The sequence below is a fragment of the Polymorphum gilvum SL003B-26A1 genome (assembly GCF_000192745.1).
GTDB classification, from domain to species: Bacteria; Pseudomonadota; Alphaproteobacteria; order Rhizobiales; family Stappiaceae; genus Polymorphum; species Polymorphum gilvum.
Genome location: NC_015259.1, coordinates 2786645 through 2798969, shown reverse-complemented (window position 1 = coordinate 2798969; position 12325 = coordinate 2786645). Strand labels below are relative to the sequence as shown.

Here is a 12325-nt window from a genome sequence, read left to right as displayed (position 1 = left end):
TGCGGGCGGGGCGGGACTGCCGCGACCGGTAAGCGAGACTTGCACCCGGCGCGGCGGATGCGCCAATCAAGCCTGTTCACGCCCGCGCCACGCTTCGGCGAGCCGCCGTGATCGGTACGGATCACCTACAGCCGGGCGGTCGGCGCGGCGGCATCAGGCCGAGCACCAGGTGCACCGCCGTCTCGATCTCCACGTCGGACGGTCTGCGCTCCGCGACGAGGCACCGGTGGACATAGCCGAGGACGAGGTCGATGCGGGTCTCCATGCCCGCCTCGAAAGCGGTGCCGACCAGCATCTGGCGCAGGGTCAGCCGCCAGTCCTCCTCCACGCCGTCGAGAACGGCCTTTACCTGCGGCCGGGAGGCGAGGGCCTGGACGAATGCCGGCCCGAGCGAGGTGGCCGTCAGCACCTCGATCCGGCCGCGCACGAAGCGGTCGAGGTCGGCGGCGGCGGACAGGCGTTGCGCCGGGTCCGGCCGGCTACCGGCAAAGGCGTGGTCGAGTGCGGCGGAAAACAGCGTCGTCTTGTCCGGCCAACGACGATAGATCGCCTGCTTGCTGGTGCGCGCGGTGCGGGCGATCGTCTCGATGCGGGCACCATCGAGGCCGTGCCGGGCAAATTCCGCCAGGGCGGCCGAAAGCAGCGCGTCGGTGACGCGGCGCTGGCGGGGGCGCCCGGCTGCGGGGGCGGCGGGACGGAAAGACGGGGAGACGGACATGACGGGTTCGCCGTTACGGTACTGATGCGAACCGTAACGGTGCGAATCCGTTCGCGCAACGCACGACGGGTGCTTGCGGTCGCGGCGTTGGTGGGCAATACAGGGCGCAATCGGCGCCGCCCGCGCCGTCCGCAACCAGATAGACTGAGGAACAGCCATGTCCGTCGACATCGACACGGTCAAGCGCGTCGCGCGGCTCGCGCGCATCAAGGTCAGCGAGGGCGATGCCGAGCGCATGACCGGCGAACTGAACGCCATCCTCGGCTTCGTCGAGCAACTCGACGAGGTCGACATCGCCGGCGTCGAACCGCTGACCTCGGTGGTCGAGCAGACCATGAAGAAGCGCGCCGACGGCGTCACCGATGGCGGTTATCCGGAGAAGGTCGTCGCCAACGCGCCGGCGAGCGAGGACGATTTCTTCGTCGTGCCGAAAGTCGTCGAGTAAGCCGGAGCCGAGGGATACATCATGACCGATCTGACCAGACAGACCCTGGCCGAGGCCCGCGACGGGCTGCGCCGCAAGGACTTCACCGCACTGGAACTGACCGAAGCGTTCCTGTCGGCCATCGAGACCGCCAACCCGGCGCTCAACGCCTATGTCGCGGTGACCGGCGACACGGCGCGGGAGATGGCCCGGGTATCCGATGCGCGCCTCGCCCGGGGCGAGGCCGGCGCCCTGGAGGGCATTCCGCTCGGCATCAAGGATCTGTTCGCCACCAAGGGCGTGCACACGCAGGCCTGCAGCCACATCCTCGACGGCTTCAAGCCGGAGTACGAATCGACCGTCACCGCCAACCTGTGGGCCGATGGTGCCGTCATGCTGGGCAAGCTGAACATGGACGAGTTCGCCATGGGCTCGTCCAACGAGACGTCCTACTACGGCACCGTGGTCAATCCCTGGCGCAAGCGCGGCTCCAACGCCGCCCTGGTGCCCGGCGGCTCCTCCGGCGGCTCGGCCGCCGCGGTTGCGGCCAGCCTGTGCCTCGGCGCCACCGCGACCGATACCGGCGGCTCGATCCGCCAGCCGGCGGCCTTTACCGGCACGGTCGGCATCAAGCCGACCTACGGGCGCTGTTCGCGCTGGGGCGTGGTCGCCTTCGCCTCCTCGCTCGACCAGGCCGGGCCGATCGCCAAGACCGTGCGCGACTGCGCCATCCTGCTGAAGTCGATGGCCTCGGTCGACGCCAAGGACACCACCTCGGTCGATCGGCCGGTGCCCGACTACGAGGCCTCGGTCGGCCGCTCGGTGACGGGGCTGAAGATCGGCATCCCGAAGGAATACCGGGTCGACGGCATGCCGGCCGAGATCGAGGCGCTGTGGCAGCAGGGCATCGCCTGGCTGAAGGATGCCGGCGCCGAGATCGTCGACATCTCCCTGCCGCACACCAGATACGCCCTGCCGGCCTACTACATCGTCGCGCCGGCGGAGGCCTCGTCGAACCTCGCCCGCTACGACGGCGTGCGCTACGGCCTGCGCGTGCCCGGCGACGACATCATCGACATGTACGAGAAGACCCGCGCCGCAGGGTTCGGCGCCGAGGTGCAGCGGCGCATCCTGATCGGCACCTACGTGCTGTCGGCCGGCTACTACGATGCCTACTACCTCAAGGCGCAGAAGGTGCGCACGCTGATCAAGCGCGACTTCGACCTCGCCTGGGCGGCCGGCGTCGACGCCATCCTGACCCCGACCACGCCCGATGCGGCCTTCGCGCCGGGCGAGATCACCGATCCTGTGACCATGTATCTCAACGACATCTTCACGGTGACGGTGAACATGGCCGGCCTGCCGGGTATCTCCGTGCCGGCCGGACTTTCCGCCTCCGGCCTCCCGCTCGGCCTGCAGCTGATCGGCAGACCGTTCGACGAGGAGACCCTGTTCCAGGTCGGCTCGGCGATCGAGCAGGCGGCCGGACGGTTCCAGGCGGAGACCTGGTGGGCGTAGCGGGCGAGGAGGCCGGGCCGCGGCCATGAGCGACGTCGAAACCATCGTCATCGGCGCCGGCGCCGTCGGGCTGGCCTGCGCCCGGGCGCTGGCGCTGGTCGGGCAGGAGGTCATGGTGCTGGAGCGTCACGACCTGATCGGCTCGGAGACCAGCGCGCGCAACAGCGAGGTCATCCACGCGGGCATCTACTATCCGAAGGACAGCCTCAAGGCACGCTTCTGCGTCGCCGGACGCGAAATGCTCTATGCTTTCTGCGCAACGCGCGGCGTCGCCCATAACCGCATCGGCAAGCTGATCGTCGCCACGGATCCTGGACAGGTGGCGACGCTGGACGAGATCCGGAATAAAGCCGCGGCCAACGGCGTCGTCGACCTCCGCCTGCTGTCGCGCGACGAGGCGCGCGCGCTCGAACCGGCGCTGGCCTGCCATGCGGCGCTGCTGTCGCCCTCGACCGGCATTCTCGACAGCCACGGTTACATGCTCGCCCTGCAGGGGGACCTGGAAGCCCATGGCGGCCAGGTGGTGCTCGAAACGCAGGTGACGCGCATCGCGGCTCATCCGGAGGGCGGCTACGCCGTCACCGTCGCGGCGGACGGCGGCTACACCGTGTCCTGTCGCAACCTCGTCGTCTCCGCCGGTCTGCATGCCTCGACGCTGATGGGGACGCTTGAGGGCTACGAGCCACCGCCGACCTATTTCGCCAAGGGCAACTATTTCCGCCTGGCCGGCTGCGCACCGTTCTCGCGGCTGATCTATCCGGTGCCCGAGCCGGGCGGCCTCGGCGTGCATCTGACGCTCGATCTGGGCGGCCAGGCGCGCTTCGGCCCGGACGTCGAATGGGTCGAGGCCATCGACTATTCCGTCGATGCCCGACGGTCGGAACGGTTCTACGCTTCGATCCGCCGCTATTGGCCCGACCTCGCCGACGCGAGCCTTGCCGCCGACTATTGCGGCATCCGACCGAAGCTGGAGAATTCCGGCAAGACGGCGGCGGATTTCCGGATCGACGGTCCAGCGGTGCACGGCCGGCCGGGACTGGTCGTGCTCTATGGCATCGAATCCCCCGGACTGACCTCCTCGCTGGCGCTCGGGGCACATGTCGCGACGGTGCTCGCAGGGGCGTGAAGGGCGCGCCCGCGACGACGCCATTCGATCAAGATCCGCTTTTTTCCGGGTGCTGAGGCAACCAGCCGGCGCTTTGGGCGTTTGTGTTCAGCATGTCGCGAAGAATCTTTCACGAGGAGGTGCCGCAATGCAGCATTTCTATGGACGAGAGCCCTAAGTTACTCATATTATTGCCACATAGCCTTGCTTTATGTGCGACCGGCAAGGCCCCCCTACATCGCTAGCGACTTTCCATCGGGCAGCAGACGTGATCGACCGACGCAAGTTCCTTGTAAGCAGTGCCCTGTGTCTGGGCGGCGTCGTCTTGAGCGATGCGACCGCCCCGGTCCCGGCCGCCTGGGCGTCCGACGGGCCCGACGCGGCCGCGTTCAGTTTCGACGACCTCGTAGCTCGCATGAAGGCGCGGGCGGGCCAGCCCTACGAGGCGCCGCCGAAGGTGCTGCCTGATCAACTGTCCGACCTCAGCTACGACGAGCACCGGGCGATCCGCTACGTGCCCGAACGCGCACTCTGGCGTGGTGCCGGGCTCGAATACGAGATGCAGGCGTTCCATCCGGGCTGGCTGTTCGACACGCCCGTCGAGATCGTCGAGGTGTCCGGGGGAGCGGCGCGTCCCCTGCATTTCACCGGCGCCGATTTCGAGTACCGGGCGCCGCTCGACGCGGCGGCGATGCAGACCATCGACCTGCCGGGCGTGGCGGGCTTCCGCCTGCACTACCCGATCAACCGGCCCGACTACTTCGACGAACTGCTGGCCTTTCTCGGCGCCAGCTACTTCCGGGCGCTGGGCAGGGGCAACATCTACGGCCTGTCGGCGCGCGGCCTCGCCATCGACACAGCCGCGGGGCGTCCGGAGGAATTCCCGCGCTTCTCGCGCTTCTATCTGGAACGGCCGGAGCCGGGGCAGAAACACATCCGCCTGTGGGCGGAACTGGACAGCGAGCGGGTGGCTGGAGCCTATGCGTTCACGGTCATGCCGGGCGTCAACACGGAGATCGAGGTCGACGCCCGCATCTTCTTTCGCGACCGGGTCGAACGGCTCGGCATCGCGCCGCTGACCTCCATGTACCTGTTCGGCGAGAACGACCGCACCGGTTTCGACGACTATCGTCCGGAGGTCCACGACAGCGACGGCCTGATGATGCTGCGCAGGTCCGGCGAGCGGCTGTGGCGACCGCTGCTCAACCCGAGGGCGCTTGGCCTGTCCTTCTTCTACGAGGAAAGCCTGCTCGGCTTCGGCCTGATGCAACGGGACCGCGACTTCGACAGTTATCAGGATACGGAAGCCCACTACGAGCGCCGGCCCTCGCTCTGGATAGAGCCGCTCGACGATTGGGGGGCGGGCCACGTCATGCTGGCGGAGATCCCCTCGGACCGCGAGATCCACGACAACATCGCGGCCTTCTGGATTCCTGCAACGCAGCCGGAGGCCGGCTCGGATCTGCGGTTCCGCTACCGCATGGTCTGGGGCAGCGAGCCGGAACCCGGCTTCGACCTGGCGAGCGTGCTGCGGACGCGCACCGGGCATGCAGGCACGGCGGCGTCGAACATCGATCCGTCTCAGCGCAAGTTCGTGGTCGAGTTCCAGGGCGAGCAACTGGCCAGGGCCGGTGGCGACGCGCCTGTCGAGCCGAAGTTCTGGTGCCAGAACGCGCACCTTCTCACCCAGCAACTGCAATGGCTGGACACCGGTGTCTGGCGTTTCATCTTCGATCTCCAGCGCGAGGACGACGCCAAGCCGGTCGAAATGACCCTCGCCCTGACCCTGAACGGCAGGACGATCACGGAAACCTGGATGTACCAATGGAACCAAATGGTTTGAGAGACCTTTCCTCCGAGGCCCAGAAGGGCGGAATGATCGACGGAGCCGGTACGATGACGATGGATGCGATCAGGGAGCGGCTCGGCCGTCCCGATCTCGACGACGCAACCCTGCTGACCTGCATGGCCGAGGCGATCGCCGCGCTCGGACTGGACGTGTCTGCGGAGGACCTCGCGGCGCGACCCTGGGACGACCAGGGCAGGCGCCTTGTCGTATCCTGTCTGGCGTTGCCGCAGCCGCGCCGGGAACTGGCGATGCCCGAGCACCATCTGGCGGTGGGGCCGCTGCATCTCGGCGATCGCCTGCGCAGCGCCTGGCGTTCGCTGCTCGGCGCCCGCTCGACGCTGGGGGAATCGTGACATGAATCCGATCGTGGCGGGTCTCGGCGAGGGCCGGCTGGCGGTTGCGCTGCGCCGTGTCGGGGCGCTCGTGCTCGCCGTGACGCTGACGGTCGCCGCGGCATCGATGTTCGGCACGGTCGTGCAGGCCGACGGCTTCGACTGGGTCGACGTGCTGCGCATCGCGCTGATCGTGCTGGCGGCCTTCTGGCTCGCCTGGGGCGCTTGTACGGCGGTGCTCGGGGTGCTGTTTGTCCCTGCTCCGGTCGGCGCCGTCCCGGGCCGGCCGACCGGGCGCACCGCGATCCTGGTGCCGGTCTACAACGAATCGACCGGACCGGTGTTCGCCCGCATCGAGGCAATGTACCGCTCGGTCGAGCGCACCGGCATGGCCGACCTGTTCGACTTCCATGTCCTGTCGGATTCGACCAAGTCGCAGTCCGTCGCCGACGAGACGGCGGCCTACCGGCGGCTGCTGGTTCGCCTGCGCGCCGGCGGACGCCTGTACTACCGGCACCGGCCGGAGAACATCGGCCGCAAGGCCGGCAACATCGCCGATTTCGTGCGCACCTCGGGCGGCGCCTATGACTACATGCTGGTGCTGGACGCCGACAGTCTGATGCGGGGCGAGACGATCGTCGAGATGGTCCGCCGGATGGAGGCCGAACCGCGCTTGGGCCTGTTGCAGACCCTGCCGCAGGTGATCGGCCTCAACACTCTGTTCGGCCGCGTGCTGCAGTTCTCCGCCGCCTTCTACGCGCCCGTCTTCGCCCGTGGCGTCGCCGCCCTGCAAGGCGGCGAGGGGCCGTTCTGGGGCCATAACGCGCTGATCCGTGTTCGCGCCTTCGCCGAATCCTGCGGCATGGCGGCGCTCAGCGGCAAGCCGCCGTTCGGCGGCCACGTGCTCAGCCACGATACCGTCGAGGCGGCCATGCTCGCCCGCGACGGCTGGCGGGTGCGTCTCGACCCCGATCTCGGCGGCTCGTTCGAGGAGGCGCCGGCGAACGTGATCGGCTATGCCAAGCGCGACCGGCGCTGGTGCCAGGGCAACCTGCAGCACAGCCGGATCATCGGCGCGCCGCGCTTCCGCCTGTGGAGCCGGATCTCGATCCTGCAGGGGATCTTCGCCTACCTGTCGTCGCCGATCTGGCTGCTGTTCCTGATCGCCAGCCTGGCGGCGCCCCGGTTCGCCCCGCCGCCGGTCTATTTCGACGGCCGCTCGCTGTTTCCGGTGTTCCCCCATCCCGAGACCACGACGGCGCTGGCCCTGCTGTTCGGTGTCGTGGCGCTGCTGATCCTGCCCAAGGCGATCCTGCTGGTGCGCGCCCTGCTGCACGGCGACAGCCGCTATTTCGGCGGCGCCGCCACGGTCACGGCGAGCGCCGTGCTCGAACTGGTGCTGACCTCGCTGCTGGCGCCGATTCACATGATGTTCCAGAGCCGGTCGGTCGCTCAGGTGGTGTTCGGCGGCGATTCCGGCTGGCCGGCCGCGGACCGTGAGGACGGTTCGCTGTCCTTCGCCTCCAGCCTGCAGGCGACATGGTGGATGTCGGCGGGCGGGCTCGCGGCGCTGATTTTCGCCTATTTTTACACGCCGGACCTGCTCTTGTGGCTGTCGCCGATCGCGGTGCCGCTCGTGTTCGCGCCGGTGCTGGTCCATCTCACCTCGTCGACAGCCATCGGCGCGGCATGCCGCAAGTTCGACCTGTTTCTGACGCCTTACGAGATCCACGAAGAACAGGTGATCGCCGATATGCGGGAGGCGCTGCGCGCAAGCGGCGGGTCCGGCAAACCGGCCGGGGCCGCGCCGACGGTTCCGGCCGGCATCCTGCCCGTCTGAAGGGGACGGTCGTCCGGGAAACGGCCTGCGGTCGGCTTCGCTCAGCTGCGCTCGGCCGGCCAGTGTCCGGTCGTCGAGCACCGCGCCACGGCGGCGGTCAGCACGTCGGGCGAGCCGCAGCGGGCACAGCGCAGCGCCAGCGCGATGGCGGTTACCGTGACGGTGTCGGGAAACCGCGCGTCCTTCATGTAGCGAAAACGGCTGCAACCGGTGCAGGTCAGGCCGAGACGGCGCCCATTCCGTCTCAGGTCGCCGATCGTCTCGGCTGGGGCAATGCCGCCCCGATCCAGGCTCATGGGTCTGTTTTCAATCCCTTGTCCGACACACGGCCGACCGATTGGCCCGCCTGCAGCGCTGTAGAATGAATGCTCAGTTCAAGATCGTTCTAGATTCGAAACTTTGCAACCATTGCATCCATCCGGGCCGACGGCAAGGCGCGGGATTCACGCCTCATGCGGGCGACGGGCGATCCCCCGAAGCGAACGACATCGCCTGGAAACCCGATCCGGGCTCGCCAAACCGCCGGAGCCGGTATAGACAGGCGTCATGACTGGATTGTCTGAAACTTGGGACAGCCTGTTCGGCCTTGCCGGGCTGGCCAATCCCGTTGCCTTCCTGATCGGCTGCGGCCTCGGCTGGTATGCCGATCAGAAGGTGAAGATCGCCATCGCCGCCTTCGCCGCGGCAGTACTGTCGCTGTTCTTCGATGCGGCCGTACGTTCGTCGGGCATGACGGCTCTGGCGCCCTACGATGTCGGGGCGCTGGCCGCCTTCCCGTTCCGCCTCCTTGCCGGGGCGATCGGCGCAAGCCTGCTCTATCTCCTACGGCACCGCATCCTGCGTCGCGGCGGAGAGAAAAACGGCTCTAGATCAGAGCCTTAGATCAGAGCCTTGTCTTCCAGTCGGCGAACAGGGCGGCGTTCGGACACAGGTCCGGCGCGGCGTCCGCACCGCCGGCGTGAGTGTCGAGCCAGGACAGGCACTCCTCTGCCTGCCTGCAGTTGAGGCAACGGTGGGCGGCCAGCCGCAATTCCGAGGCAGCCAGCATTCCGTGCGGGGCGGCGTTTAAGGCGCCGATGGTTTCCATCATGCGTCCCATCAGTTCGGCGCGCTCGTTGAGCCTGTCTATCCAGCGCATGGCGTGGTCTCCGAGTTCATTTGCCGGTAAACATATCCCACGTGCCGGGCCGCGCCTTGACCGGGATCAAGCCGCGCCGGCGCGACGCGAAATCGCTGCCTGCCCAGGTCCTTGCCGGCGCGAGGCGGCGGCTTTTCGTGCTATCCTGCCGCACCGTTGTCCCCGTTGCGCGCCGGAGGGTCCGCCCGTTGCAAGCTCATCTTGTCACCCTGCAGTCGCCGGCAGGGCAGATGTCGGGTCAGGCTTCGGTCGGCTCGCCGCCGGAGCTTCTTCCCGGCGCGACGCTGACCGGCCGCGTGAGTGCCGTGCTGGGGGATAACGGCCTGCGCCTCGTCCTCGGCGGCACGATGCTGGATGTCCGCTCGCCGGTATCGCTGGTGCCCGGAACGGCGGTGACGGTGCGCGTCGAGGCCGGCGGAACGGCGCCGAAACTGCTCCTCACCGTCCTAGATACATCAGCGATATCAACAGGTTATCAGGTTCGACCCGAGTCGGCCGCAGGCCCGGCGGCCGCGCCGCGCGAAGGCCTTGGTGCACGCGCCGAAAGCCCGGCGGCGGCCGTGGCGCTGTTCTCCAGCCTGTCGGATATCGTGCGCGCCGGCGACCCGGCGGTGCCGGCGCCGGTGCGCGCGCTGGCCGGCCAGATCCTCGGCCTGCGGCTTGCCGCCGACGCGCCGATTACTGCGGACAAGGTGCGGGCGGCGGTTGAAAACGCAGGCAATTTCCGCGCTCCGACGGGGACAGCGCCGCCGTCGCCGGGGGCTGCCGCGGCCGGCGACCTCAAGACGCTGCTGCTGTCGTTGACCGGGCTTCTGCGCGGGCTCGGTGCCGTCCCGATTCTGTCCGGAAAAGCACCGGAAACCCTCCGGCCTGCCGCCGGACTTCCGCCGGAGCCTGGCCGCGGCCCGGCGCCAGCCCCGGGTGGCGGCGGTGGCGGGGCCGCCGCTGTCACTGCCGGGCTGCTCGCCCGTCTGGCCGGCGAGGCGGAGGACGCCCTGGCGCGCATGGCCCTCAACCGTCTCGCCACCGGCGGGGAGGGGACGACTGGCGAAGCCTCCCGGACGACGGCCGGTCGGCAGTCGGAGATCGCCCTCGACCTGCCGCTGGCGCTCGGCGCCGAGACGGCGGTGATCGAGATGCGCATCGCCCGCGACGGCGGCGGCCGGGCCGGGGACGATGCCGGGGCGCTCGGATGGCAGCTGCGCTTCGCGCTGAGCCTGACTTCGACCGGGCCGGTCGAGGCGGCGATCGGCCTGCGCGGCGGGACGGGCTTCGTCACCCTGCGCGCCGAGTGGCCGGAGACCGTCGCCGATTTTTCGGCACGCCGGCAGGAGATCGTCGACGGCTTCCGCGACGCGGGGCTGGACCTGGAGGACCTGCGCATCGTGCAGGGCACGGCGGCGGGCCGCGCCGCGCGCTGGTCGTCCGGGGCGGCTGCGACGGTGGACCGGGAGACATGAGCGGCGACGGGGACCGGCCGGACGCCGGACAGGAGGAGCCGGCGGCCGACGACCGGCGGCGGCTGGCGGTGGCGCTGCATTACGACAAGGCCGGCGCGCCGACGGTGACCGCCAAGGGCCGCGGCGCCGTCGCCCGGCGCATCGAGGAGACGGCGCGTGCCCACGGCGTTCCGATCGAGGCCGATCCGCTGCTTGCCGAGGCGCTGGCGCAGATCGAGATCGATCAGGAAATCCCCGTCGAACTCTACCAGGCGGTCGCGGTGCTGATCGGTTTCATCCTGCGCACCGGCACGGCACCGCACGCGCCGCGCTGATTTGTCCAAAGGCCGGCGCGCCCTCTTGCGGGGCGGCCAATTCCCGTCTAGGCAACAGGTCTGCGATCAAGGCGCGCCGCCCGAGCCCCACGGGCCGTTTTCGGCCGGGCGCGCCGGCCTATGAACAGGATTCGAGACCAGATGACGATTGTCGAGGCACGCAAGCCCGATCCGAAGAAATTCATCAAGGGCGCCACCGGCGACTGGGAAGTCGTGATCGGCATGGAGGTCCATGCCCAGGTGACCTCCGAGGCCAAGCTGTTTTCCGGCGCGTCGACCGAATTCGGCAAGGACCCCAACGCCAACGTCAGCTTCGTCGATGCGGCGATGCCGGGCATGCTGCCGGTCATCAACGAGGAATGCGTGCGCCAGGCGATCCGCACCGGCCTCGGCCTGAAGGCGCGGATCAACCTGAAATCCGTGTTCGACCGCAAGAACTACTTCTATCCGGACCTGCCGCAGGGCTACCAGATCTCCCAGTTCAAGCAGCCGATCGTCGGCGAGGGCACGATCGTGCTCGACATGCCCGACGAACGGGTCGAGATTGGCGTCGAGCGCCTGCACCTCGAACAGGACGCCGGCAAGTCGCTGCACGACCAGCACCCGACCATGTCCTTCGTGGACCTCAACCGCTCGGGCGTCGCGTTGATGGAGATCGTCTCCAAGCCGGACCTGCGCTCGTCCGACGAGGCCAAGGCCTATCTGACCAAGCTGCGCACCATCCTGCGCTATCTCGGCACCTGCGACGGCAACATGGACCAGGGCTCCATGCGCGCCGACGTCAACGTCTCCGTGCGCCGGCCGGGCGAGCCCTTCGGCACCCGCTGCGAGATCAAGAACGTCAACTCCATCCGCTTCGTCGGCCAGGCGATCGAATACGAGGCGCGGCGCCAGATCGGCATCCTGGAAGACGGCGGCACCATCGACCAGGAGACCCGCCTGTTCGACGCGGTCAAGGGCGAGACGCGCTCAATGCGCTCCAAGGAAGAGGCGCACGACTACCGTTACTTCCCCGATCCCGACCTGCTGCCGCTGGAATTCACGCAAGCCTATGTCGACGATCTGGCCGCGCATCTGCCGGAACTGCCCGACGACAAGAAGGGCCGCTTCGTCGCCGACTACGGCCTGACTGCCTATGATGCCGACGTGCTGGTCGCCGAGAAGGTCTCGGCCGACTTCTTCGAGCAGGTGGCACAGGGCCGCGACGCCAAGGTGGCGGCCAACTGGGTGATCAACGAGCTGTTCGGCCGGCTGAACAAGGAGGGCCTCGACGTGTCGACCAGCCCGGTGTCGGCGGCCCAGCTCGGCGCCATCATCGACCTGATCCGGGCCGGCACCATCTCCGGCAAGATCGCCAAGGATCTGTTCGAGATCGTCTGGAGCGAGGGCGGCGACCCGGCGGCCATCGTCGAGGCGCGCGGCATGAAGCAGGTCACCGACCTCGGCGCGATCGAGAAGGTGGTCGACGAGATCATCGCCGCCAACCCGGACAAGGTCGCCCAGGCGAAGGAGAAGCCGACGCTGCTCGGCTGGTTCGTCGGCCAGGTCATGAAGGCCTCCCAGGGCAAGGCCAACCCGCAGGCGGTCAACGACCTGCTGAAGGCGAAGATCGGCATCGAGTAGGGAT

At 68.6% G+C, this 12325-nt stretch carries 13 protein-coding genes; 10 read left to right on the top strand and 3 right to left on the bottom strand.

From position 1 onward, the window contains the following. Positions 1 to 121 precede the first annotated feature (121 nt). Positions 122 to 718 (bottom strand): TetR/AcrR family transcriptional regulator, encoded by a 597-nt coding sequence (locus SL003B_RS23105; protein WP_013653356.1) that lies wholly within the window; start codon positions 716 to 718, stop codon positions 122 to 124. A 157-nt stretch (positions 719 to 875) separates the two neighbouring features. Here SL003B_RS23105 and gatC point away from each other — a divergent pair, with 157 nt between their 5' ends. From gatC to mdoH, 6 genes are all read left to right on the top strand, one after another. Continuing rightward, on the top strand, positions 876 to 1163 hold the full coding sequence (gene gatC, locus SL003B_RS13200; protein ID WP_013653355.1) for an Asp-tRNA(Asn)/Glu-tRNA(Gln) amidotransferase subunit GatC: 288 nt from the start codon (positions 876 to 878) through the stop codon (positions 1161 to 1163). 21 nt (positions 1164 to 1184) lie between these two features. Next, positions 1185 to 2660: an Asp-tRNA(Asn)/Glu-tRNA(Gln) amidotransferase subunit GatA gene (gatA, locus tag SL003B_RS13195; protein ID WP_013653354.1), complete on the top strand. Its 1476-nt coding sequence runs from the start codon at positions 1185 to 1187 to the stop codon at positions 2658 to 2660. Positions 2661 to 2685: 25 nt separating this feature from the next. Further along, positions 2686 to 3786, top strand: coding sequence for an NAD(P)/FAD-dependent oxidoreductase (locus SL003B_RS13190; RefSeq protein ID WP_013653353.1), 1101 nt, complete (start codon positions 2686 to 2688; stop codon positions 3784 to 3786). Between the two features lie 247 nt (positions 3787 to 4033). Beyond that, a complete protein-coding gene (locus tag SL003B_RS13185; protein ID WP_013653352.1) occupies positions 4034 to 5608 on the top strand; it encodes an OpgD/OpgG family glucan biosynthesis protein in 1575 nt (524 codons plus the stop codon). Positions 5609 to 5640: 32 nt separating this feature from the next. Further along, positions 5641 to 5967: a hypothetical protein gene (locus tag SL003B_RS13180; protein ID WP_041375533.1), complete on the top strand. Its 327-nt coding sequence runs from the start codon at positions 5641 to 5643 to the stop codon at positions 5965 to 5967. Between the two features lies 1 nt (position 5968). Further along, entirely contained in the window at positions 5969 to 7786 is a 1818-nt protein-coding gene (gene mdoH, locus SL003B_RS13175; protein ID WP_013653350.1) for a glucans biosynthesis glucosyltransferase MdoH, read from the top strand. Positions 7787 to 7827: 41 nt separating this feature from the next. Here mdoH and SL003B_RS13170 read toward each other — a convergent pair whose 3' ends face one another. After that, complete coding sequence (locus SL003B_RS13170) at positions 7828 to 8082, bottom strand: hypothetical protein (protein WP_013653349.1); 255 nt, start codon at positions 8080 to 8082, stop codon at positions 7828 to 7830. Positions 8083 to 8332: 250 nt separating this feature from the next. Here SL003B_RS13170 and SL003B_RS13165 point away from each other — a divergent pair, with 250 nt between their 5' ends. Further along, positions 8333 to 8668 (top strand): hypothetical protein, encoded by a 336-nt coding sequence (locus tag SL003B_RS13165; protein WP_013653348.1) that lies wholly within the window; start codon positions 8333 to 8335, stop codon positions 8666 to 8668. 1 nt (position 8669) lies between these two features. On the opposite strand, the gene SL003B_RS13160 is transcribed toward SL003B_RS13165, so the two are convergent. Then, positions 8670 to 8924: a DUF6455 family protein gene (locus tag SL003B_RS13160; protein ID WP_013653347.1), complete on the bottom strand. Its 255-nt coding sequence runs from the start codon at positions 8922 to 8924 to the stop codon at positions 8670 to 8672. 188 nt (positions 8925 to 9112) lie between these two features. On the opposite strand from SL003B_RS13160, the gene fliK reads away from it, so the two are divergent. From fliK to gatB, 3 genes are all read left to right on the top strand, one after another. Beyond that, positions 9113 to 10384, top strand: a complete 1272-nt coding sequence (gene fliK / locus SL003B_RS13155; RefSeq protein ID WP_013653346.1) for a flagellar hook-length control protein FliK — start codon at positions 9113 to 9115, stop codon at positions 10382 to 10384. Beyond that, a complete protein-coding gene (locus SL003B_RS13150) occupies positions 10381 to 10698 on the top strand; it encodes an EscU/YscU/HrcU family type III secretion system export apparatus switch protein (RefSeq protein ID WP_013653345.1) in 318 nt (105 codons plus the stop codon). The genes fliK and SL003B_RS13150 overlap by 4 nt, the downstream gene beginning before the upstream one ends. A gap of 141 nt (positions 10699 to 10839) precedes the next feature. After that, positions 10840 to 12321, top strand: a complete 1482-nt coding sequence (gatB, locus tag SL003B_RS13145) for an Asp-tRNA(Asn)/Glu-tRNA(Gln) amidotransferase subunit GatB (RefSeq protein ID WP_013653344.1) — start codon at positions 10840 to 10842, stop codon at positions 12319 to 12321. The last annotated feature ends 4 nt before the right edge of the window (positions 12322 to 12325 follow it).